This is a genomic window from Gemmata algarum, from assembly GCF_034097035.1.
In the GTDB taxonomy this organism is placed as follows: domain Bacteria; phylum Planctomycetota; class Planctomycetia; order Gemmatales; family Gemmataceae; genus Gemmata; species Gemmata algarum.
This window is the reverse complement of sequence record NZ_JAXBLV010000216.1, coordinates 19,901-42,420: the sequence shown is the minus strand read 5'-3', so window position 1 is coordinate 42,420 and position 22,520 is coordinate 19,901. Positions and strand designations below refer to the sequence as shown.

At 66.5% G+C, this 22,520-nt stretch carries 22 protein-coding genes; 11 read left to right on the top strand and 11 right to left on the bottom strand.

Annotated elements, in window-relative coordinates; all coding sequences use genetic code 11:
* Positions 1-129: 129 nt before the first annotated feature.
* The 3 genes from R5W23_RS25940 (at position 130) to R5W23_RS25930 (ending at position 2,372) form a co-directional block, all read left to right on the top strand.
* On the top strand, positions 130-1,236 hold the full coding sequence (locus tag R5W23_RS25940; RefSeq protein WP_320688867.1) for a sigma-54 interaction domain-containing protein: 1,107 nt from the start codon (positions 130-132) through the stop codon (positions 1,234-1,236).
* A gap of 75 nt (positions 1,237-1,311) precedes the next feature.
* Complete coding sequence (locus tag R5W23_RS25935) at positions 1,312-1,767, top strand: TIGR03067 domain-containing protein (RefSeq protein ID WP_320688866.1); 456 nt, start codon at positions 1,312-1,314, stop codon at positions 1,765-1,767.
* Between the two features lie 5 nt (positions 1,768-1,772).
* Positions 1,773-2,372, top strand: a complete 600-nt coding sequence (locus R5W23_RS25930; RefSeq protein ID WP_320688865.1) for a precorrin-2 dehydrogenase/sirohydrochlorin ferrochelatase family protein — start codon at positions 1,773-1,775, stop codon at positions 2,370-2,372.
* A gap of 17 nt (positions 2,373-2,389) precedes the next feature.
* Here R5W23_RS25930 and R5W23_RS25925 read toward each other — a convergent pair whose 3' ends face one another.
* The 3 genes from R5W23_RS25925 to R5W23_RS25915 all read right to left on the bottom strand — a co-directional run bounded on the left by R5W23_RS25925 (position 2,390) and on the right by R5W23_RS25915 (position 5,032).
* Positions 2,390-3,334, bottom strand: a complete 945-nt coding sequence (locus R5W23_RS25925) for an RNA polymerase sigma factor (protein WP_320688864.1) — start codon at positions 3,332-3,334, stop codon at positions 2,390-2,392.
* 89 nt (positions 3,335-3,423) lie between these two features.
* Positions 3,424-4,605 carry an MlaD family protein gene (locus tag R5W23_RS25920; RefSeq protein ID WP_320688863.1) on the bottom strand — a complete coding sequence of 394 codons (1,182 nt, stop codon included), beginning with the start codon at positions 4,603-4,605 and terminating at the stop codon, positions 3,424-3,426.
* 166 nt (positions 4,606-4,771) lie between these two features.
* Positions 4,772-5,032: a hypothetical protein gene (locus R5W23_RS25915; protein WP_320688861.1), complete on the bottom strand. Its 261-nt coding sequence runs from the start codon at positions 5,030-5,032 to the stop codon at positions 4,772-4,774.
* A 254-nt stretch (positions 5,033-5,286) separates the two neighbouring features.
* Here R5W23_RS25915 and R5W23_RS25910 point away from each other — a divergent pair, with 254 nt between their 5' ends.
* Entirely contained in the window at positions 5,287-5,514 is a 228-nt protein-coding gene (locus R5W23_RS25910) for a hypothetical protein (RefSeq protein ID WP_320688860.1), read from the top strand.
* A gap of 70 nt (positions 5,515-5,584) precedes the next feature.
* Here R5W23_RS25910 and ligA read toward each other — a convergent pair whose 3' ends face one another.
* From ligA to ndk, 5 genes are all read right to left on the bottom strand, one after another.
* Positions 5,585-7,621: an NAD-dependent DNA ligase LigA gene (gene ligA, locus R5W23_RS25905; protein WP_320688859.1), complete on the bottom strand. Its 2,037-nt coding sequence runs from the start codon at positions 7,619-7,621 to the stop codon at positions 5,585-5,587.
* Positions 7,533-8,081 (bottom strand): type II toxin-antitoxin system VapC family toxin, encoded by a 549-nt coding sequence (locus tag R5W23_RS25900; protein WP_320688868.1) that lies wholly within the window; start codon positions 8,079-8,081, stop codon positions 7,533-7,535. Before R5W23_RS25900 ends, ligA begins: the two co-directional genes overlap by 89 nt.
* 27 nt (positions 8,082-8,108) lie before the next feature.
* Positions 8,109-8,390 carry a hypothetical protein gene (locus tag R5W23_RS25895; RefSeq protein WP_261184056.1) on the bottom strand — a complete coding sequence of 94 codons (282 nt, stop codon included), beginning with the start codon at positions 8,388-8,390 and terminating at the stop codon, positions 8,109-8,111.
* Positions 8,391-8,448: 58 nt separating this feature from the next.
* A complete protein-coding gene (locus R5W23_RS25890; protein WP_320688858.1) occupies positions 8,449-8,724 on the bottom strand; it encodes a hypothetical protein in 276 nt (91 codons plus the stop codon).
* A gap of 180 nt (positions 8,725-8,904) precedes the next feature.
* Entirely contained in the window at positions 8,905-9,357 is a 453-nt protein-coding gene (gene ndk / locus R5W23_RS25885; RefSeq protein WP_261184054.1) for a nucleoside-diphosphate kinase, read from the bottom strand.
* 160 nt (positions 9,358-9,517) lie between these two features.
* Between ndk and R5W23_RS25880 the strand changes: the two genes are divergently transcribed.
* Entirely contained in the window at positions 9,518-9,955 is a 438-nt protein-coding gene (locus R5W23_RS25880) for an acyl-CoA thioesterase (protein WP_010050954.1), read from the top strand.
* Positions 9,956-10,103: 148 nt separating this feature from the next.
* On the opposite strand, the gene R5W23_RS25875 is transcribed toward R5W23_RS25880, so the two are convergent.
* Positions 10,104-11,039 (bottom strand): UDP-glucuronic acid decarboxylase family protein, encoded by a 936-nt coding sequence (locus tag R5W23_RS25875; RefSeq protein WP_320688857.1) that lies wholly within the window; start codon positions 11,037-11,039, stop codon positions 10,104-10,106.
* 417 nt (positions 11,040-11,456) lie between these two features.
* Here R5W23_RS25875 and R5W23_RS25870 point away from each other — a divergent pair, with 417 nt between their 5' ends.
* The 3 genes from R5W23_RS25870 (at position 11,457) to R5W23_RS25860 (ending at position 16,421) form a co-directional block, all read left to right on the top strand.
* Complete coding sequence (locus tag R5W23_RS25870) at positions 11,457-12,332, top strand: DUF1559 family PulG-like putative transporter (RefSeq protein ID WP_320688856.1); 876 nt, start codon at positions 11,457-11,459, stop codon at positions 12,330-12,332.
* A 434-nt stretch (positions 12,333-12,766) separates the two neighbouring features.
* The gene (locus R5W23_RS25865; RefSeq protein ID WP_320688855.1) at positions 12,767-15,175 is read left to right on the top strand and encodes a hypothetical protein; all 2,409 of its coding nucleotides are present in this window, start codon (positions 12,767-12,769) and stop codon (positions 15,173-15,175) included.
* Positions 15,176-15,587: 412 nt separating this feature from the next.
* Positions 15,588-16,421 carry a sterol desaturase family protein gene (locus R5W23_RS25860; RefSeq protein WP_320688854.1) on the top strand — a complete coding sequence of 278 codons (834 nt, stop codon included), beginning with the start codon at positions 15,588-15,590 and terminating at the stop codon, positions 16,419-16,421.
* A gap of 18 nt (positions 16,422-16,439) precedes the next feature.
* Here the strand turns inward: R5W23_RS25860 and R5W23_RS25855 are convergent, their stop codons facing one another.
* Positions 16,440-17,984, bottom strand: coding sequence for a chromosomal replication initiator protein DnaA (locus R5W23_RS25855; protein WP_320688853.1), 1,545 nt, complete (start codon positions 17,982-17,984; stop codon positions 16,440-16,442).
* 238 nt (positions 17,985-18,222) lie between these two features.
* The gene (locus R5W23_RS25850) at positions 18,223-19,110 is read right to left on the bottom strand and encodes a GNAT family N-acetyltransferase (RefSeq protein WP_320688852.1); all 888 of its coding nucleotides are present in this window, start codon (positions 19,108-19,110) and stop codon (positions 18,223-18,225) included.
* Positions 19,111-19,191: 81 nt separating this feature from the next.
* On the opposite strand from R5W23_RS25850, the gene thyX reads away from it, so the two are divergent.
* The 3 genes from thyX to R5W23_RS25835 all read left to right on the top strand — a co-directional run bounded on the left by thyX (position 19,192) and on the right by R5W23_RS25835 (position 22,429).
* Positions 19,192-20,040 carry an FAD-dependent thymidylate synthase gene (gene thyX, locus R5W23_RS25845; RefSeq protein WP_320688851.1) on the top strand — a complete coding sequence of 283 codons (849 nt, stop codon included), beginning with the start codon at positions 19,192-19,194 and terminating at the stop codon, positions 20,038-20,040.
* A gap of 110 nt (positions 20,041-20,150) precedes the next feature.
* Positions 20,151-21,440, top strand: coding sequence for an SGNH/GDSL hydrolase family protein (locus tag R5W23_RS25840; RefSeq protein WP_320688850.1), 1,290 nt, complete (start codon positions 20,151-20,153; stop codon positions 21,438-21,440).
* 92 nt (positions 21,441-21,532) lie between these two features.
* Positions 21,533-22,429, top strand: a complete 897-nt coding sequence (locus tag R5W23_RS25835) for an ATP-binding protein (RefSeq protein WP_320688849.1) — start codon at positions 21,533-21,535, stop codon at positions 22,427-22,429.
* Positions 22,430-22,520: the final 91 nt, after the last annotated feature.

The window sequence follows — 22,520 nt, the reverse complement described above, 5'->3', positions numbered from 1 at the left end:
CCCGTCAGATTGATGCGCGTTTCCTGAGCTATCGCTATGGCAACTTAAGGCACGGCATGATACTCTGTTATTATGCGGAGCGATTTTTAAGCAGCGACCGCGGCTTCCTCTCCCGGAAGCGTTTACTCAATGCCTAAAAGCGAGCAATTTGCGCCGCCGTTACCCGAAATTGTGGGCAGCGCGCCCGCCATGCAAGACGTTTACCGACTGGTGCGTCTGGCTGCGCCTGCGCCCTCATCCGCAACCGTTCTGCTGATCGGCGAAACCGGTACCGGTAAGGAAGTGATCGCCAAAGCGGTTCATAAACTGAGCCGCCGTGCGGACGGTCCGTTCATCCGTGTAAACTGCGGCGCGCTGCACGAGAACCTGCTCGAAAGCGAACTGTTCGGGCACGTCAAAGGTGCGTTCACCGGGGCCATCGAGAACAAGCCCGGTCGGTTCGAGGCCGCGCACGGCGGCACCATCTTTCTCGACGAGATCAACAGCACCACGCCCAAGCTCCAAGTGAAGCTGTTGCGGGTGCTGCAAGAGCGCGAGTTCGAGCGGGTGGGTGAGAGCCGCACCATCCGCGTTGATGTGCGCGTTATTGCGGCAACCAACACCTCACTCGAACAGGCGGTCGAAGAGGGCGAGTTTCGCGAAGACCTGTACTACCGGCTCAACGTCATCCCGATCGCGCTGCCGCCGCTGCGCGAGCGCCGGGACGACATTCCCCTGTTGGCTCAGTACTTTCTGAAACGCTACGGCGACCAGCACAAGTGCTCGGTGCCCGAACTGACCCCGCTGGTGATCGACGCCTTGAAGGCACACGACTGGCCGGGGAACGTGCGGGAACTCGAGAACACGCTGGAACGGCTCACGATATTCGCCGACGGCGGGCCGCTCACGGCGGACCTGCTGCGGTTCGGGCGCGCGCGGCCGGTGATCCGCGCGGCCCGCGGTGCGGCGCCGGCCGACGTGCCGTCTCTGATCCATTCGCTGGTGCGGGCAGGAATGCACGCCCCGCGCCCGCCGCACGTCAAGCTCCACAAGTTCCTCGTCGATGGGGTGGAGCGAGAGCTGATCGAGGAGGTTTTGCGCGAGTGCGGCGACAACCAGGTGAAAGCCGCGGACCGTCTCGGCATCAACCGGAACACGTTGCACAAAAAGCGCGAGGCGTACCGTGACGCCGACTCCGGCGGTCCCGAGCCCGGCGCGGGTGATGGGCCGCCCGATTCGTCCGCCGCCGCGGGGTGAGGTCGCTCCCGCATCGTCCGCTCCGCCGGCCCGCGGTAGAATCACTTCGACCGTCGAACCGATGGGAGAGGCGTCATGCGTTGCGGGGCAGCCTTCGTGCTTGTGTTGGCTCTGTGTGTCGCGCTGCGCGGCACCGCGGACGACAAGAAGGGTGAGAAGCCACTCGATCCCGAACTGAAGAAGCTTCAAGGTCGGTGGGAACTCACGTACCACGAAACCGCGGGACAGGACGACACCAAAGAGTGCAAATGGGTCATGGTGGTAGACGGGGACCGGTGGACGGTGACGGACGGAGACGGCGGCACCTCGAAGGGAACACTTCGCCTGGACCCGACCAAGAAGCCCAAACAACTCGCGTACACGATCACCGGGGCGGACGGCGATCAAGAGTTCATTGGCATCTACGAACTGGACGGCGACACGTACAAGACCTGCGACGTGGCCAAGGGCAAGGAGCGGCCGACCGAGTTCGCGACGAAGGAAGAAACCGGTCAGGTCGCGGCCTGGAAGCGCGCCAAGGTGAAGGACTGAGCGCCGTGTTCCCCGTTCTCCTCGATCTGACGGACAGACGGACGGTCGTCATCGGTGGCGGCGCCGTCGGCGCACGAAAGGTGTCGGCGCTCCTCGCGGCGGGGGCGGCGGTGTGCGTGGTTGATCCGCGCAGTGCTCTCTCGCTTCCGCCTGACGTGGTTCACATCGGCGAAGCGTATCGGGCCGAACATCTCGAAGGCGCGGCTCTGGCGTTCGCGTGCGCGACGCCCGAGGTGAACGCCCGGGTCGTCGCGGACGCCAAGAAGCGGGGCGTATGGGTCAACGCTGCCTCTTCCCCTCATGAGGGCGATTTCACGCTGCCCGCGGTGGTGCGCCGCGGCGAGTTCGCGCTCGCGGTGAGCACCGGCGGCGCGTCGCCGGCGCTGGCCCGCCGGGTGCGCGAGCGGCTCGAAGCCGAATACGACGCGGCGTTCGGGGAGTGGGTGCGGGTGCTCGCCGAGGTGCGCGTCGAGGTGCTGGCGCGGGTACTGGATGAGGATCGGCGGCGGGAACTGCTCGACGGGTTCGCGGATTGGAGCTGGCTGGAGCGGTTGCGGACCGAAGGGGCCGGACCGGTGCGGGAGGCGATGCTCGCGCGGTTGTAGAACCGGCCTTCCACCGCCTACGATTCGGGCAGCACCTTCCCACGGGCCGCGAGCAACCTACCGAGCTGGTCGGCGCTCAGCCGCGGGTCGTCGGTCAGAAGCGTGCCGAGTTCGGTAAGGATAAAGTCTTCCAGCTCTTCGCCGTCCCATCCGTCTGCGATCAACTTTCCGCCGATGTGTTCGAGCGCGCGGTCGCGGAGCTTGTCCGTGCGGCGGGTCAGGGTGCCCTCGTTCAGCCCGAACAGCTTCGCCGCCTCGCGCTGGCTCAACCGGTACCGCCACCGCAGGCCGAGCAGCAGGCGCTCGTCGTCGTCGATGGTGCCGAGCCACTCGCGGGCGGCCGAGACGAACGTCTCGTGCCACCGGTCGGAGGCGTTCGCCTTCGGCCCGGTGTCCATCGGCAGCGCGATCTCGTCGTCGGGCAGCGCGGTCACCCCGGCGTGCTGCCGGAGCTTAGACAGGTGCCAGTTTTGGAACACGCGGATGAGCCAGGGGGCCAGCGGGCGCTGGCCGTCGTACCGTGCCAGCACCGGCAGCGTGCCCTCGCTCTCGGGCGCGATCAGGTTGCTCCAGAACTCCGAAACCGCCGTTTCCTGGCGCTCCTCGTTCCGCGGGTACAGGCGCACCGCCCGCGCCCGGAGCGCGTCCACGAGCAAGCAGTCGCTCCGCCCCGTGCGGGCGTTGAACAGCGACTCCCACGCGCCGTTTTGCCCCTCCAGGCACCCGACACACACCAGCCAGTCCACCGCGTACAGCCCTTCGAGGTACGCGGTCCAGCCGACCGCCCCTGTGGCCTTGGGCAGGAAGATACCGAACGTGCGCCGAAGGTGGGCCAAGAACGTACTTTCCGAGAGCTTGACCGCAGGTAACTGCAGACGGGCGAAGTGGTAAAGTAACGTGACCCGGCCGCGGTCCGCGGGGCTGAGCGTCGGCGGGTCCGCGGGTGGCGTCGGTGAGCTCACGTGACCGGTCCGGTGCGGATGAATCCAGACTCTCTCATGATACGCATTTCGGCCCGGGGTTCGCAGGTGGCCGGGGCGCGGGGGCCGGTTCACCGCGGGGTGAACGTTAAAATCTGAACGTTGGACGGCGCGTCTGGCGCCGGCTCCGCGGGCGAGAGTGCGGTGCCTAGGCCCAGCGGCGTGACTTTCCGTCGGCTGAACGTCCCGAGCTTCGTCGCTCCGGCGGCCTTCAGGTGTTCGGCCACAACTTCCGCCTGCTTGCGGGTTAGCTCGAGTGCTACCGCCGGAACGATGTGCTTGTCCCGCGGGTCGTGGAACGCGGCCACGACCACTTCGGACCCCGCGACCCGGTTCTGGTTGAGCCAGTCGGCCACGCCGTCCATGTGCCGCCGGCCCTCGGACGTGAGCGTGGCGGTGCCGGGCTCGAAAATGTCTTTCGATTGGAACAGCGCCTGGTGCCGGTTCATTGTCGGGCGAACGAGCAGCGCGACCGAGTCCTCAACGTAGCTGCGCACGATCGGCATTTTGCTGAGCGCGTCGGTGCCCTGTCTTACGGACCGGAGGGTGTCGCGGCCGTCGGAAACGAACCCGTTCAGGTTCCCCATCTCGGCTTCCATCCCGACCAGCACCTTGCGCAGCGTCGCCAACGTGCCGCGCGCGTCCTCGTATAAGGCGTCGTCGCTGACGAGCTTCGCCAGAGTGCCGTTGCTGTCCTCAACGCCCTTGATGAAGCTCTTCGCAGCCGCGACCGTTTCGCGCGACTCGGCGGCAAGTTGCTTGACCTCCGCTGCGGTGCCCTTGGCCTCTTTTGCGAGATCGCGCACCTCGGCGACGGCCTCTTCGATCTGGAAGGGCTTTACTCCGCGGAGCCGACCGCTCGCCAGAACGCCCTTCGTCGGATCGCCGGGGCGAACGCTGATGACTTTCGAGCCGAGCAACCCGGTGCCGTGGACCTGCGCGTCCGCGTCGGCGTACAGGCGGTTCGCGTACCGCGCCTGGATCTTCATGCGGATCGTCACTTCGGCGCCGGGACCGTCGTGGTCAGGGTACTCGACCGCGACCACCTGGCCGGCGTCAACGCCGCGCAAGCGGACCGGCGTTCCCGGGGTGATGTCGTGAGCTTCGGGAAAGCCCGCGGTCAGTTCGACCGTGTCGGCCCAGGCGCCCTGCTTGTCTGCAATGCGGGCGATACCGTACCCACCGAGTGTGAGGGCCACCAAAACGACTAACCCCAGCGCAACGGCCTGCCGGCGCGACAGCGATTGTGACACGGGAACTCGCTCCGTTGGTGTGCAACGACGCGGCATTATACCCTTCGCTGTGTCCCCGATCGTCTTGTGCTTTTTGCTCAGAAGTGAAAACCCGGGCGGCGGCAGGTTTCGACCTGCCGCTACTCGCGAAGCGGACTGCGCGACGCACGCGATCGGGCACAGATCGCTAATCGATATCTTGTTCGAACCCAACGCGGACCGCGGCTCGAACCCACTCCCACTCGGTGCTTTCGCCGCGCTCGTGCCAGCCGGAACGGAGTTCGTTCTCTGCGGAGCGAAACGGTAAGCCCTGGAACCGCTCGCGGGCGCGCTCGCCGTATCGCATCGCGCGGCGCAGTGCGGCCGGGTCAACCGACCGCGGTTGCGTGACCGCGCCACCGTACAAGGTGATGCTCACGTCCGTTGCATCCTCGGTGTGGTCACGCATCGCCAAATCTCCGTCACTTTCAAAGCGATCGGGCCTTTTGGCCGCAAAAAAAGTGCCGTAAGTGGGCGTTCGGTATCCCGTTCGCAACAAGGCAAGTGGAGTTGCGGTTCGCGCTGTATAGGGACCGTAGGTGCGAACGTTCTCCTCAACACACAGGGAGAAACAGGAGCCGCCGACCCGACCCGCCACAGAATCGGAAATAAGAGTGTCGGCGTCACGCGTTCCGTTTCTCGGAATTCAACCGGGGAAGAGCCATGCGGTTACTGAGCGCAGTGTTTCTGATCGCCCTTATTGGCGGGGTCGGTTACCTGACGTATGTGAACAACCACACAACGGCGGTCAGTGCCGGCACTTGGCACGGCGACCTGCCGCTGCCGGCGCTGGTGGGCGGTGTGTACGTGCTCGGGATGGTAAGCGGGTGGTGGCTGATCGGGCTGACGAAGCGATCCTGGCAACGGGTCACCGAACCCGAGCGGGCGTGAGTCCGGGTGTGCATGGGTGCGGGCGACCTGACCTCGATCAGGTCGCCCGCCCCCGTGCGCACCCGTGGCATTACCCTTCGCCGATCATTTGTCGGAACTCGGCCTCGTTGATGATCTTGACGCCAAGTTCTTTCGCTTTGTCGGCTTTACTACCGGGTTTATCACCAACTAGTACGAAGTCGGTCTTCTTGGAAACGCTTCCACTTGACTTGCCGCCTGCGTCTTTGATCGCCTGTTCGATGCTGATGCGATCGTAATTAACCAGCGTACCGGTTACTACGACGGTTTTCCCGGCCAGTGGCAGGCCCCCGGTCGGGGCGGCCTTCTTGTCGTGCGTCATCTTGATGCCGAGTTCCTTCAACTCCGCGACCAGCTTTTTTCCCATGTCGCTGTCGAAGAACGCCCGCACGAACTGTGCGCGTTTCGGCCCGAACCCTTTGATCCGGGCCAAGTCCTCGGGCGATGCGGCGATAATCAGGTCGATGTCGGGGAACTCTTCGACCAGCAGGTCGGACATGGCCTCGCCGACCATGTAAATGGTGAGCCCCGGCAGCAGCCGCGCCAGCCCGCGCCCCTTGCTCGCCGCGATCCCGTCGAGGAGGTTCTGTGCCTTTTTGTCCTTGAACCCCTCCAGCGCCAGCAGTTGCGCCTTCGTGAGCCGGTACAGGTCGGCGACGGATTTGACGAGTTCCGTGTCGACGAGCTGGACCGCCACCTCACGGCCGAGCCCGTCGATCTCCATCCGCGTCTTCTTGGCGAACCCTTCGAGCCGCTTCGCCAGTTGCGCGGGGCACACGCCGGTGTTCGCGCAGATGAAGTTGTAGCTGCTCGCCGACTCCTCCCGCTCCACGGGGCCGCCACACTTCGGGCACTTGTCCGGCCACGTGATGACCTGTTCCGCGCCGGTGCGGTCGGCCTTCATCACGTCCACCACTTGTGGGATGATCTCGCCCTTTTTCTCGACCACCACCGTGTCGCCGATGCGCACGTCGCGTTCGGCCACCCAGGACGCGTTGTGCATACTGGCGTGGGTAACCGTGGTGCCGGCCAGTTGAACGGGCGGGTCGAACGTCGCGACCGGGGTCAGCTCGCCGAACTTGCCGAGGTGGAACACCACCTTCCCGAGCTTCGTCGTCGCCTGCTCGGCCTCGAACTTGTATGCCTTGGCCCACTTGGGTACCTTCGCGGTGTACCCGATGCGCTCGCGCTGCGCCCAGTCGTTTACCTTCACGACGATGCCGTCGGTGTCGTAGGCCAGCTCCTTGCGCTTCGGCTCCCACTCCCGGCAGTAGGCGATCACCTCGTCGATGCTGCCGCACACCCGCTCGTGCGGGTTCACCGGGAACCCGAACTCTTTCAGCTTCGCGAGCATCGCGGCCTGGGTCGTGATGGCGAGCCCGCCGATGTCGCCGGAGCCGTAAGCGAAGAACGCGAGCTTCCGCGTGGCGCACTCGCGCGGGTCTTTCAGCTTGAGTGTTCCGGCGGTGAGGTTACGGGCGTTCTTGTACGGCTCCTGGTTGCCTTTCGCCTGCTCGGCGTTGATCCGCGACAGTTCGCCGCGGGTCATGTAGACTTCGCCGCGGACCTCGAAGATTGCCGGCGGGTTGCTCGTTTTGAGCTTTAAGGGGATGGCGGCGATGGTTTTGACGTTGTGCGTCACGTCGTCGCCGACGGTGCCGCTGCCGCGGGTGGCGGCGAACGCGAGCACCCCGTTCTCGTAGGTGATCGACATCGACACGCCGTCGATCTTCAGCTCCGTCACGTACTCGACCGCGGCCCCCGGGCCGACCGCTTTGCGCACGTCCGCGTCGAACTTGCGCAGGTCGCCCTCATCGTAGCTGTTGTCGATGCTGAGCATCGGGGTCTTGTGCGTGACCTGCTTGAACCCCGGGATCGGCTGCCCGCCGACCCGCTGCGTCGGGCTGTCGGGCGTGACTAGGCCCGGGTTCGCCCGCTCGATGTCCGCGAGTTCTTTCAGCAGCGTGTCGAACTCGCGGTCCGAAATGACCGGGGCGGCTTCAACGTAGTAGAGGTAGTTGTGGTGGTCGAGCTGCTTGCGCAGCTCGGCGGCGCGTTCCGCGGGCGGGGTCGGGGCGGCTGTGGCCACGGCGAAGCCTCGGCTGGGTGTTCGGGTCGGGTTCAACACCGGGATTGTGCCGTGAACGCCGCGGCGTCGCAAGCTTGGCAGCCGCTAACGGTGCGGGCGCGGCCCAGCTCTCGACGCGCAAGCCCGGCACCGCAGACAGCTCGGAATCGGTGGTCACGACCGTGCAGTTCCCGAGCGAAAAGGCAATGGCCGCGATCTGAATGTCGATTTGTTGCATCGGCCGACCGGTGCGCCGCAACTCCGCGGCAATTCGGCCGTACTCTTCTGCGGCTTCGTTCGTGTACGGCCACACGCGCAGCGAGGGCTGCGCGGCCCGGAGTTCACGAAGGGCACGCTCACGTGATGTGCTGTTTTCCGCTCCGTAATGAAGCTCCCCGAGGACAGAAACGCAGGTGCCGATCACGTTACCGCGGCGCACTTCGTCCCGTGCCCGAGAATAAACGGGATCGCGACGGGCGATGTAAAGGCCGGCAATGCCGGTATCGAGTCACTGCCACGGCCCGCTCCCCTCGCGGGACCATTTCTCCCACTGCGATAGCTGAAACGCTTTATCGCCCGCCCGAACGCGTTCCCAAGCGGCGAGCTCGTCATCTGACATCCAGGGTCCGAATGCGTCCATCAGGGCGAGGCGTTTCTGAATCGCCTCGGCGCTGTCGTCATCATCTTCTGGGAGTGGCGCCGCGATCGTTACCTGTGTCCCTTCCGGTAAGGTGATCGGTCCGTCAAGGACCACTTTGCCGTCCCGGATTGTGCCACGAATCGTGCTCATCAGAGTGCTCTCCGCCCGGCGCCTGTTCGCCATTGTAACACGGGCCGGCGTGGCCGGCTCAGCGGCGAAACGTGCTCGTACCGAACTGACCCGAGAGCGGGTTGTACGTGCCGTAACTGTATTTCGCCTTGTGCGTGAACGGGTTCGTGAAGTGACTCGTCCGGCGCACCGAACCTACGATCGGCTGCAACTGCGCGACCGCCGGTGCCGGAGTCACGCTCAGTGGGTTGACAGTTGCTGTCGGAACGGTCGTACCGCTTTTCTTCACCCATCCCGCGTCCACGTGCCCCGCGACCAACACCTGCACCAGCGCCGCAATCAGGATGCGCTTCATGTTCGCTCTCCGTGAAAACTTGCCCAGTTCAGCCATCTTTTCGGCTGCGGACCGGGCCGGAGAGGAATTGAACACGCGGCGGATGTCCGCGCGAGAGACGTGAATGCCGGTTTACGCCGGTTATGCGCGGGCGCCGGGCACACGCACAACCGGAGGCATGTGCCCGGTGGCTCGGATTTCCTACGCGACCCAGTTGGCGTCGGTTGCGGCGAAGTTCACCAGCTCCTCGTCCTTGAACCACAGCGCGATTTCGATCGCGGCGTTTTCCAGGCTGTCGCTGCCGTGAACGAGGTTGTTTTGCACGCTCAGCGCGAAATCGCCGCGGATCGTGCCCGGCGGGGACTTCGCGCCGTCGGTCATGCCCATCAGCGTGCGGCACACCGCGACCGCCTCACGCCCCTCCCACACCAGCGCCACCGTCGGGCCGCTGGTGAGGAACGTGAGCAGGCTCTCGTAGAACGGCTTGCCCTTGTGGACCGCGTAGTGCTTCTCGGCCAACTCGCGGGACACCTGCACCAGCTTCAAGCCCGCGAGCCGCAAACCCTTGCGCTCGAAACGGGCGGTGATCTCGCCGACTAGGCGGCGCTGAACGGCGTCGGGTTTCAGGAGGATGAGAGTACGCTGCGTCGTCATGAACCACCGATAAACGGGTAACGGGTTCCGGTCATGGTGCGGAACCGGTGCGGGTTCGTCTACTGCCGGGCGCTCGGGTGCAGACCGGCGTGTACTCTTTCGGCGGGACCGGGTACGATTTCGGCACCGGGCGCCCGTTACTCCCGAACTGCTGCCCACAATGGCAATTACGCACAGTCACAAGCTGGTCTTACCGGCCGACGCGAACCACCACGGCACGCTCTACGCCGGGGCGATGCTCCGGCTGGTGCTGGAAGCTGGGTACGCGACCGCGTGGAAGCACATCGGCCCGGAAGCGAACCTGGTGCTCCGCCGGGTGTTAAACATGGAATGCCTGCGCCCGGTGCCGGTGGGCGTAGTGGTTGAGATCCAGGGCGCGGTGCTCCACCGCACCTCCGCGTACCTCGTGTGCGGGCTGGTCGGGATGCCCTGGGATGACGGCACGCAGTGGGCGGAGGCGCTGTTCGGGTTCGCCCAGGTGAGCGCGGACGGCAAACTGACCCACTTTCCGGACCACCTGCCCGCCGTGAGCCGACCGGCCGGCGAGGTGTGGGAGCGGCTCGAAAAGCGGATGAACAAGCTCCTGCGCCTGCGGTGAGTTCAGCGACGCAGAAAAGGCGGGTTCACCGCAGAGGGCGCGAGAGTGCGCAGAGAGAACGAAGGCACCAAGGGAAATTGCTTACCTCTTGGTGCCTTCGTTCTCTCTGCGCACTCTGCGGTGAACCCGCCTTTATATTTAGGACGTGTCACTTTCCGAGCTTGCGGCGGAAGAAGTCCATCGTCCGCTTCAGCCCCTCGTCGCGGTCCACCTTCGGCTCCCAGCCCAGCAGTTGCCGGGCGCGCGCGATGTCGGGCTGGCGCACCTTGGGGTCGTCCTGCGGGAGCGGCTTGAACACGATCTCGCTCTTGCTCCCGGCCAGCTTCTTGATTTCCTCCGCGAACTCCAGGATCGTGATCTCCGCGGGGTTCCCGAGGTTCACCGGGTCGTGGTGGTCGGTGGGCAGCAGCCGCCAGATCCCCTCGACCAGGTCCGACACGTACTGGAAGCTCCGGGTCTGGTCGCCCTTACCGTAAACGGTGATGGACTCGCCCATCAGCGCCTGGTACATGAAGTTCGGCAGCACGCGGCCGTCGTTCAGCCGCATGCGCTCGCCGTAGGTGTTGAAGATGCGGATGATGTGCGTGTTCACCCCGTGGACCCGGTGGTACGCCATCGTGATCGACTCGGCGAACCGCTTGGCCTCGTCGTACACGCCGCGCACCCCGATCGGGTTCACGTTGCCCCAGTAGCTCTCCTTTTGCGGGTGCTCGAGCGGGTCGCCGTACACCTCGCTGGTGCTCGCCAGCAGGTACCGCGCGCCGTGCGCCTTCGCCAGCCCCAGCGTGTTGTGCGTGCCCAGCGACCCGACCTTGAGCGTGGGGATCGGGTGCTCCAGGTAATCGACCGGGCTGGCCGGGCTGGCGAAGTGCAGCACGTTGTCCAGTTTCTCGCGCACCTTGAGCGGGTTCGAGATGTCGTGGCCGATGAACCGGAACTTTGGGTTCACACGGAGGTGGTCCAGGTTCGCGAGGTCGCCGGTGATCAGGTTGTCTACCGCGATAACTTCGTGCCCCTCGGCTAGGAACCGCTCGCACAGGTGTGAACCGATGAACCCGGCCCCGCCGGTGATGAGGGTGCGCACTCGGTGAACTCCAAAGGTGTCGTTGGAAACGCACAGATGGAGATATGAATTAGACCGGCCGCCCGACACCGAAGTTGGCGGAAGATGCCGAAGAAATCGCGCTCGCCGGTGAGGCGCCGCCGTAAAGGTAGATGTATTGTCTCATTTTAGCCTGCCTTCACGCGCGGGACACGCCGCCACTCGTTATTCAAACTGTTGTGTCCGACTTTCCGTCCCGGCTCGCGCCCGGTCACTTTGCGGCCCAACGCTGTTCTGTTTCGGTCGGTCATCGGGCGAATGTTGCGACCGTTACCGGGCAGTGATCAGGGTTGCCTGGACGGCGTGCGCTAAAGTACAAGAAACGTCAAGCCTACGTCGAACGTGATGTGTCGGAAGGCGCCCCACGTTAAGGAGCAGGCACGAGAAGGAGTTCTCCACATGCGCGACGCTTTGCGTCCGGGCCTGTCGCTGCTAGAACTGCTGGTCGCGGTGGCCATCATTGGGGTGCTGATCGGGTTGTTGTTGCCCGCTGTGCAAAAGGTGCGGGAAGCCGCGATCCGGTCGCAGAGCCAGAACAACCTCAAGCAGATTGGGCTCGCTCTGCACACCCGCGCGGATGCCCGATCTGCACGATTGCCTGAGATCGATGGTGGGCTCAGCCGTCGTCGGTTCGGTCCAACCCCTCACATGGCTGCGGCGAAAGGTATGGACGGTGCTGTGCTGCACCCGAGCATAGGCTACCCAACCGGGTACTTCCGAATGCTCGTCAGCCCAGCGGACCCGACGCTCACGGCCCGCCGCGCGCCGATCGACGGTTCTGATCCAACGAGCGGCGCGCCGTTGGTGCTTGACCGGTCGGACGAACCGGCAACAAGTTATTGTTCTAACGCTTTCGTATTCACGAACCGCCCGACCCTCAATGCCAGTTTCCCAGACGGGCTCTCCCAGACGATCTGGTTTGCAGAGAGGTACGCCCAATGTCGTAGTTCGGCATCGGATTACACCAACACCATATTTGGCCGGGCAACGTTTGCTGACGGGGGGCCAGTTCTCGGCGGTGACAATCTCGGACACGTGTATCCAGTTAGCGCCGGTTCCCCGCCGGTTGCAAATCCGAGTCGTCTGGGAGCGACCTTTCAAGTGCGACCAACTCCCGACAACTGCGACCCGTCCGTACCACAGACGCCGCACGCGAGCGGGATGCTGGTCGGCTTGGGAGATGGCTCGGTGCGCACCGCCGGGGCCGGGATCCGGGCCGAGGTGTTCTGGGCGCTGGTGACGCCGGCCGGCGGCGAGGTGCTCGGGGACTGGTAGCGGCGCCTGCCCGACGAAAACGAACGAGCCGCGGAATCTCCGCGGCTCGTTCGTTTTCGTCGGGCAGGCGCCGGGTTTACTTCTCGTCCTGGGGCGCGGAGCGCTCACGGCACCGCCCGAGCGCTTGCACTGGAGCGCAGCGCGGAACCACGATTACGGGGTTGCCCCAGCCCGCGCTGCGCTCCAGCGCAAGCGCTCGGACAGCGGTGCTGGAACAGCGCTCCCCGCGCGGGGTGAGATGGTACTGGCTCGGCCGACGCAACATCGGCCTGCTGCAACGCAGCGAGCTAAACCGTGCCTGCGAATCGCAGTGCGCCCGCCCGACTTCGTTGGCAGTGTAACCGCGGGTACCGTCGGTCGCAAGGTTCGTCTCGCGGCGCCCGGCCGGGTTGGGGTACCATCCCGGCCCGAAGCGTGTTCGTGGAGTCGCGCCGATGTCGCGTATCGCTTGCGTGCTGCTCCTGGTCCTCTGTTCGGCACCGGTGCGCGGGAGCGAATTGCCGCACGGGGCGGCCGTGCGGCTCGGCGACGACAGGTTCCGCGCGGGCGGGAGCGTCTCGCACCTCGCGCTTGCGCCCGACGGCAAGCGGTACGCCACCGCGCACACCGCAACGCCCGACCGGGTCGCGGTGACGGTGTGGGACGCGGACACGGGCCGTCGGGTTCACGAACACCTCGTAAGCGCAAAGTTGTTCAAGGGGCTTGTGTGGGGCGCTCGCGGGGCGTTCGCGGTTGCGGGCCGCGCCGAACCCGGGACCGACGGCCAACCGGGTGCGGAAGTTCCGGACGACTTTTGTGTGTGGGACTTCACCGACCCGAACGGCGCGCCGCCACTCGTGGAGTTGCCGCAGGTCGCCGAGCGCGGTCCCGTGGCACCCGCCCGGGCCGCGTACACCGACTTCCGTTTCAGCGCCGACGGCTCACGGCTCGCGGCCCGGTGGGTGTCCGCGGACGAAAAGCACGCGGTTCGGGTGTTCGACCTGAAACCGGCTGCCACCGCCGCGAAACTCACCCGTGTCGCCAACATCGACCTCGGTGCCGAAGGCCCCGACGGTTTCGGCTTCTCGGCCGACGGCGAAACCCTGATTACGGTTCGCAAGCTGAACGACCCCGAACGTGGCGCGCGGGAGGCCGTTGTGACGGCGTGGCCCGTTGACGGCGGTAAGCCGAAACGACCGGTGCGCGTGCCCGACGGCCCACGGCTCATGTTCGCGCCGGACGCCCGCTCGCTCGCCGTGTTCGCCACGGACGACCGGGAGTGGGGCTTCGACGTGGTCCCGATCGCCGCGCCGGACACGTCTCCGCCCCGCGCGCGGCAGCGGTTCCGCTGGCCGCTGCCGCACCCCGAAGCCGAAGCGCGCGACGGGGGCGGGTTCGCGTTCTTCCCGACGGGCGACAGACTGGCAGTTGCGACCGGGCGGGGCACACTGGTCCTCGACACCTTACGCGGGAAGGAACTGGCGCGGCTCGAAGGGCACGCGGACACGCCCGGTGCGGTCGCCGTGTCGGCGGACGGCACCCGCATCGCGACCGCCGACGGGTTCGGTCTCGTGCGCCTGTGGGACGCGAAAACGTTCCGCTCGCTGCACGAGGCCCCGGGACACCGCGCTCCGGTCGTGCATGCTGAATTGTCGCCGGACGGTAAGCGCCTGCTGACCTGGGCCGAGGACGAAACGGTGCGGTTCTGGGACCTCGCCACCGGTCAGGAGCTGCGCGCGTTCGCGGGCGCTCCCGGGTTGGGGGAAACGCGCTCCCGCGGCTCGCGCCCGACGTTCGCGCCCGACGGAACCGCCATTCTGTTCAGCACCAAAGACCGGCTCGTCGGGCGCGATTTACAAACCGGACTCGAGATTCCGCTGCCGGGCGATCTGGCGAACTCGAAGCCGCGGAACGTGGTGTTCGCTCCCGACGGTAAGTCCGTGTTGACGTGGGCGGATGCGGACCCGCCGGTCACAGTGTACGACTGGCCCGGTGGGAAAAAGCGGTTCGACGTTTCCCCCGACGGGCCGGTGCGCCCGGCACACTTTTCTCCCGACGGGGCCGCCGTGTTCGCCGACGTGCGCCGCGACCGGCGCTGGGACGCGCGAACCGGCAAGGAACTGGCACCGACGCGCCCCGACGGGCGCTCCGATGCCTCGTATCCGCTCGTCGCGCTGCGCCCGAATCCGCTGTGGCTCGTTCAAGACCTGCGTGACGAAACGCCGTGTGTCGTCGCGAGCGGGACACACACACCGGTTCCGCACATCCGGCTCGGCCGGGCGCGCGGCGACACGCCCACGTTCGCAGAGTCGCGGGTCGCCGTTTCCCCGACCGGTACCCTTCTCGCCGTCGAAAGTGACGGCCCCGCACGCGCGGTTCTGCTCGAAGCCGCGACCCAGACGGTCCGGCGCGAGTTGCGCGGGCACCGCGGGGCGGTGCGGATCCTGGGGTTCACACCGGACGGCGCGAAACTGCTTACGGCAGGGGGCGACCACACGGTTCTGGTGTGGGACGTGCGGCTTCAATCCGTGCCGCTTCCGGACGTGGTGAAACGGGAAACGAACGCGGCCAAGCTCTGGGAGGTGCTCGCGACCGGTTCGGCGGGGGAGGCGTACCTCGCGATGTCGCGACTCAGCCGTGAGCCCGACGCGGCGGTGAAGATGGCCCGATTGCGGCTCAAACCGGCCGTGACGAACCGCACCGAGAGCGAAGCGAGCCGAATCGCGGACGTACGCGGGATCGAGCTGCTGGCGGCGCTGGGCACGAGCCCGGCCCGCGAGCTATTGGAGGAACTGGCGGGCGGCGAGGCGGCGGCGTTTCGCACCCAGGGAGCCCGGCGCGCGCTGGAACGTAACACGCGGTAACGAGCCGTTGGCCCGGTCTTCTGGAGTGGTGATGCCGCGAAGTAGAATCGCGCAAACCGCTGACCGGGAGATCGCGATGAGTTCTGCGAAGCTGGGGCTAAAGGCGGCCGCGCTTGTCGGCGCCGTGTTGTGTGTTGGTGCGTTCGTGGCGTACCGCGCCGGGGCGTTCTCCGCCGCGCCGAGTCCACCCACTCCGTCACCCCATTCTCAATCGAGTGATGTGCCCGGATCCGAATCCGATCCGTCCGCTACGCCCCCGACCTTTTTAGGTGGCTCGAAGTCGATCGTGATCATTGATCCGCCGGGAGCGGTGCTGTCCGGAACTCCTGCCACGCCACCTGCGCCCAAGCCGTGATCGTGCCGAGCGGCCGCGTGGTTTCCACCCGAACGACTCACCTTTTGTGGGACGGGCATGGGCCTCATCTCCCTTTTACTTGCAACCGGCGCTAGCCTGTTGGGTCTTGCCGCCGTGCTGCGCCCGCTGGAAGTGCTGTTCCCCGCGAAGCCGGGACAGAAGCTGTTCCGCCCCGGCTGGGCACTCGACCTGTCATTTTTTCTGGGGCAGTACCTACTCTGGAACGGGTTGGTGTTCTGGTGCTTGTGGCACTCCCGTGGTGCAATCGGCCGGTTGGTCCCGCCCGAGTTTGCGCAAGCCGTGGCGGGGCAGCCGTTCGGGCTCCAGGTGATGGAGGTGGTGCTTCTGAGTGACTTTTGCGTGTACTGGGGGCACCGGCTCCAACATCGGTGGAACTTCTTGTGGCGGTTCCACGCGGTGCATCACAGTGCCGAACACCTCGACTGGCTGGCGGCTCACCGTGAGCACCCGCTGGACACGGTGTACACGATGACGCTCATCAACCTACCCGCGTTCGTACTCGGCTTCCCATTAGAGACGCTGGCTGGGTTCATTGCGTTTCGTGGGGTGTGGGCGATCTACATCCACTCGAACGTGCGGCTCCCGCTCGGCCCGTTGCGCCCGCTGCTCGGCGCGCCGGAATTGCACCATTGGCACCACGCCCGCGATCGCGACGCCGGCAACTATGGGAACGTGTGCCCGCTCATGGACGTGTTGTTCGGCACCTACGTGTGCCCGGATCGCGAGCCAGAGGCGTTCGGTATCAACCAGCCCGTCCCATCGACGTGGCTCGGTCACATGACTCGTCCGCTGCTCCCACGCGGTACGGGAGCGGCGGACGAAGAACAACGAGTTGTGACGAACGCTGGTGAAAAGGCCGAAGTGGCGTGACAACGCGAGAGGAACACCTTAACGCTGTAATTCACGCTCGATCCGATCGACCAGCTCCTTCACCGGCCAGTCGCGGTCGCCGATGGCGACGCTCTCGCCCTTGTCCAGCCAGCCCCGCACCTTCTTCTCCGCCGCGACCGCTGTGCTGTGGGTCTTCGCGCCGAAGTGCTTGCTCACCTCGCCGTAGGTGGCCGCGGTGTGCTTCCGGCTCAGGTAGATCGCGACCATACGCGGGTGGCTCACCGCCCACGTCCGGGCCTTCGACTGGAGGGTGCCGGCCGAGAGGCGTAGCGTCGCGCACACGGCGGCGTCCACGTCCGCGACCGTCACCGTCCGAACCGCGTGGCGCAACAGGTCGCCGAGGGCTTCGCGCGCCGTCGCGAGGTCCACGGGGCGGCCGGTCACCTTGGCGTAATGCCGGACGCTGTTGATGGCGCCTTCCAGCTCGCGGACGTTGCCGCGGAGCGTGTTGGCGAGCGTCTTCAACACGTTCTCCGGGATCGGCGGGTTGGCCCCGCACGACTTCTTGCGGAGGATCTCCAGTCGCGTTTCCGGGTCCGGCGGCTGGAGCCCCCACACCGCGCCGCCGAGCAACCGGTCGAGCAGTTCGGGCATTAGCTCGTCGGCCAGGCGCGGGTGACAGTCGGTCGTCACCACCACCTGCCGCCCGTCCGCGACCAGCGCGTCGAACGTGTGCAGGAACTCTTCCTGCGTGGCCTTCCTGGTCGCCAGGAAGTGCAGGTCGTCCAGCAGCAGCACGCTGCACTCGCGGAACTGGCGGCGGAACTGGGACATCTTCCCCAGGCGCGACGCCTGCACGAACTTGGTCGTGAACTCCTCGGCGGTGACGTAGCACGGGCGCTGGTCGCTCTGGCGCTTCAGCCCGGCGTAGATGCCTTCGAGCAGGTGCGTCTTCCCGGTCCCGACCGGCCCGTGAATCACCAGCGGGTTCGCGCCCTGACCGGGTTCTTCCACGGCGCTCAGCGCCGAGGCGTGGGCGACGCGGTTGCACGGCCCGGAAACGAAGTCCGCGAGGGACTTCCACCGGCGGCCGGTGCGCTGGGCGGCCAGCGGGCGGGCGAGCGCCTCGGCCTCCGGGTCGGTCCGCTTGGCCTTCGGCTTCGGCGGCGGCACCGGGTCGCCGAACAGGTCCAGTTGCTGCCGCGGTTGCGGCGGGGCCGGCTGCTCGCCTCGCGCCGCAGCACGTTCCGAAGGAGCCGCGGTTGCAGTACGAACCGCCGGCGCGTCTTCGGTGGCGCGGGAGTCCAGCAGGTCGTCCACCACCCACTGCACCGGGACGCCATCGCCGCACACGTCCGCCACGGCGGCCCGTACCGCGGCGCCGAAAGTGTGCTCGAGCCATTCCTGGGTGTGGCGGTTCCGGGCCGCCACCACCACGCGCCCGCCGAGCGGGACGAACGTGGTGTGGCCCTGGAACCAGAGCGCGAACCGGGCCGCCCCGACCTTGGCGGAGACTGCGTCGGTCAGCGCGGCAGCGGACGGGACACGGGGCTCGGGCTGTTCGTGTGGCATGCGGTCGCGGGTGGCAAGTCGGGGTGGCACGGCGAACTCCCCGGTGCGGTGCGTGAGTCCTTTCAATATCTGCGCCGCGACGGGTGCGCCTACGGGCCGGAAGGTCAGTTGTCGCGCGCGCCCCGCGACGGACCTTGGCGCGGCCCGCAGAGTCACGCGCGCCGGGTACCGGCGCCGCAACCGCGCCAGAAGGCGCAACGTGGCGCCGTTGGGCGCGCGCGCAAAAGTCGCTTGGACAGAATGGGACTTGAGGGAAATCGGACTGAAGTTAGCCGGGCCACGTTGCCAGCCAGACGCCCCGGCGCTCGTACTCGGCGAACCCGAGCCGCGCGTAGAGGCGCGCCGCGGGCGTGTTGCGCATGTCGACCGACAGACTCAGCGCGCCGGCCCCGGCGTCGGACAGCGTACTGAGCGCGAACGCGAGTGCCGCGCGACCGAGCCCGTGCCCGCGCGCCTCCGGGACGATTCCGAGGTACGACAGCTCCGCGTCACGCGCCCCGGAGTCGGTGTCAAGCAGGTCGAGCAATAGTACCCCGACACACCGGCCCTCGTGGTACACCAGACGGCACTCGCGGTTCGGGGCGACCTCGAACCCCGCGACGATCTCGTCCGCCGTGCGGGGTGCGTTGAGCTCCGGGCAGTCGAGCGTGGCCCGGTGTGTCGCGAGCAGCACTTCACGCACTTGAACTGAGAGCGGTGAGTCGGAGAGCGGAACCGGTTCGCACGACACCCGCGGCCCGTACTCGTCTCGCGCTCCGCCGGCGGTCTCCCGGCGCAGGAACGCCAGTTGAGTGGTGTACCGGAACCCGACCCGTTCGAGTGACTTCATCAGGTGGAGTTCGTCCGCGAGCGCGAACGCCTGACACACCTTGACGCCGCGGCCCCTCAGCCACACGCACGCCGCATTCGCAACGGCGTCTTCCGCTTCGGACGAGTCGCCGCGGGGCGGGCACGACACCCCGATCGCGCCGGGGAGCGCCTGGGCCAGTGCGGCGGCGCACACCCGGCCGCGGGCTCGCGCAACGAATACATTTGATGAAGCCCCGGCGGAAAGTAACCGATCGCGGACGCCTTCCGAATTCGGCGCGTTAAAGAGGAGCCGGCACGCCGGTAGCAGCTCGTGAGGAGCGGCCGGAGAAACATCGAAGCGGGGCATGATTGGTAATCCGGCTCATCCGGGCCTACAGGTTTTGTCGATCATAACGACCACATAGCGCCCCACGGATGGGTCTTTCGCATGGTCGTGCCAACTCCTACGGCTGTTCCTGTGGACAACGACGTTCGCGTCATCACCGAGCCTTCGGTTTACGTCCTGGGCCGACAAACGGTCGATCAGGCCGAACTCGATCGATTTTTGGTCGATCACGGCGTGAGCTGGGAGAGTGACAGCGAGGTCGCTGGCGAGGTGCTCACGGAAACGGCGGGGCGCGTCTGTTATATGTCGTTCGCGAAGCCCCGACCGGGCGGCAACAGCGCGTACCTGACCCACATCAAGGAAGTGGGGCACGGGAGCGTACTGGAGCACGCGGTGTGGAACCTGCTCCTCACTGGGGTGTCGCGGTCGCTCACGCACGAGTTGGTGCGGCACCGCGCCGGGTTCGGGTTCAGCCAACTCTCGCAGCGGTACGTGGACGAGTCGGTCGCCGAGTACGTCGAGCCCGACATCATCGCCCGCGACCCCGAGTTGCACGCGATCTGGCTCGAATCGGTGAAGCAGTCGCACGCGGCGTACATGAAACTCGCCGACGCGCTCAACGCGAAGCTCGGCGACCCGGCGGCGGCGGCGGCGGCGATGCTCCCGCCGAACCCGGACCGCACCACCCGCCGCAAGGCCGCGCGTCAGGCCGCGCGGAGCGTGCTGCCCAACGCCACCGAGACCAAGATCTTCATCACCGCGAACGCCCGCGCGCTGCGCCACTTCCTGGAGATGCGCGGGTCGAGCCACGCCGAGCCGGAGATCCGGAAGCTCTCGTGCGCGATCCTTGATGTGCTTCAGAAAGACGCCCCTAATCTCTTCGGCGATTACCAGAAGGTGCCCCTTCCCGACGGCACGTTCGAGCTGGCGACGCCGTTCAAGAAGGTGTGACCCGCACCGCACCGGAATCCGAAAACGGTCAGGGATTCCGTTCGCGGCTTGGCCGCGCCTCACTTACAATCTCGCCTCGTGCCCTCCCTCCTCTGCACGAGGTTCCTGTAATGTCCCGCCTGCTCCTTTTCGCCGCGCTCGCGGCCGTTATCGGATTCGCCCCCGACGCTCCCGTAACGCGCGCCGCCGAGCCCAAACCCGTGGCCGCTGCGGCCGACGGGAATGACTTCTTCTTCAAGCCGAACGACCGCATCGTGTTCCTCGGGGATAGCATCACCGCCCAGTACCAGTACTCGACGTACATCGAGTTGTACCTCACCACCCGGATGCCCAAGGGCAACTTCACCTTCATCAACGCGGGGATCGGCGGCGACACCGCCAACGGCGGCGCCGCGCGGTTCCAGAGCCAGGTGCTCGCCGAGAAGCCGACCGCCATCACGATCAATTTCGGGATGAACGACGGCGGGTACGGCGGGTTCAACCCGGACGCGTGCAAGCGGTTCGCCGAACGCACCTCCGCCATGCTCGACATGGCGACCAAGGCCGGGGCACGGGTCGCGCTGCTCTCGCCCAACGCCGTGGACCGCCGCAACAAGAGCAACGGCAAGCAGTACGTCGAGACGCAAAAGCAGTTCTACGCCCCGCTCAAGGAACTCGCCGCGCAGCACAAGGTGAGCTTCGTGGACCAGTACGCGATCACCCGCGCCGCGACCGACAAGATGGAAGTTGACGACCCGATGGCGAAGAAGGCGGTGCCGTACTACGACGGGTTCCACACCGCGCCCCCGGGCGGACTGCTGATGGCCCACGCCATCCTCACCGGGTTGAACGCGCCGGCGCTCGTCAGCGATGTGGCGGTGGACGCGAGCGCCGGCAAGGCCGACGCCAAAAGCTGCAAGGTCGGCGACGTGAGCGTGCTCCCTAACACTGCCGGCGTGAGCTTCACCCGCACCGACGAAGCGCTACCGCTGCCGGTCCAGAAGGACTGGCTGCCGATGCTGCCGTACACGAACGAACTCAAGGACTTGAACTACTACGGTCTCACCGTGAAAGGCCTCAAGGACGGCAACTACGTCGTTTCCGTCGATGGGGCCGCGGTCGGCACGTACTCGGCGAAAGATCTGGCCGCGGGTGTGAACGTCGGGAACGCGACCGCAGGCCCGGTGTGGGAGCAGGCCAACAAGGTGCTCCAGGCGATCAACGCGAAGAACGGGCTGGTTGCGGCGCGGTTCAACGACGTGGTGCGGTTCAACGCGCCGGCGTGGCTGGCCGACGTCGCCGCCGAGCGCAAGCCCGCCGAACTCGCGAAGCGCATGGAGAAGATCGACGCTGCACAGAAGGACATCTACAAGCTGGCGGCGCCGGTCACCCGCAAGTGGGACGTGAAGCCGGCGCAGTGATGCCTCCGGCGCGTGTTGCGCGAAACGCTACCGACACTGCGTCCCCGTTCGTGACGGGTCTGTGATTTGCGCACCCACACCCCGAGGACGCAATGGTGAACCGCCTCCCCGTTCGGAACGAGTACGGCTTCCAGTGGATGATTACCGGCCCGAACAAGTACCAAGTGTGCGGCCGTACCGCCGAAACGCTTCCGCCGGGCGCGTACACCGTTCACCTCGACAACTGCGGTCACCCGAACTACGTGGGCCGCGACCTGCAAGCCGACGAACTCATCCACTTCACCGACAGCTTGCCGGCCAAGGTTCAAAACGAGATCAAGAAGTTTTGGCAGACGGGCGACCGGTTCCGGCGGTACGGCTACCTGCACCGCCGCGGGTACCTGCTGTACGGCAAACAGGGGTGCGGCAAGTCGTCGCTCGTGAACCAGATCATCGGCGACATCGTCGCGGACGGGCACCTCGCGTTCTACTGCCAGGCGCCGTACCACTTCATCCACTGCTTGCAGAAGTTCCGCGAGGTCGAGCCGGAGCGGCCCATCGTCTGCGTCTTCGAGGACATCGACGCCATCATCGCCGACCACGGCGATTCGGAACTGCTCCAGTGGCTCGACGGGAACCATCAGGTTGATAAGGTCGTGAACATCGCGACCACCAACTACCCCGAGAAACTCGACCGGCGCATCATCTCGCGCCCGCGGCGGTTCGACCGCGTCCTCCGCATCGAGGCCCCGGACGCCCGGATGCGGGAGGCGTACCTCGCCCGCAAGGTGCCCGAACTCACGGCCACGGAACTGGCCCGGTGGGTGGAGGTGACGGCGGACCTGCCGTTCGCCGCGCTGGCGGAGGTGGTGATCAGCGTGTGCTGCATGGGCAACGATTTGGAGGAGAGCGCGAAGCTGCTCCGCTCGCTCGACGACCACAACCCGTCGAGCGCGGAGTTCGCGAACACCCCTCCGGCCGACGGCGCGGCGGCCTCGCTCTCGTCTTGATTTTCTGGAGCGCGGGCCTCTGAACCGCTCTTGCGATCGTGTTCGTGTCGCTTCGAGGTGACGCGAGGGCAGAAGCGGGCCAGAGGCCCGC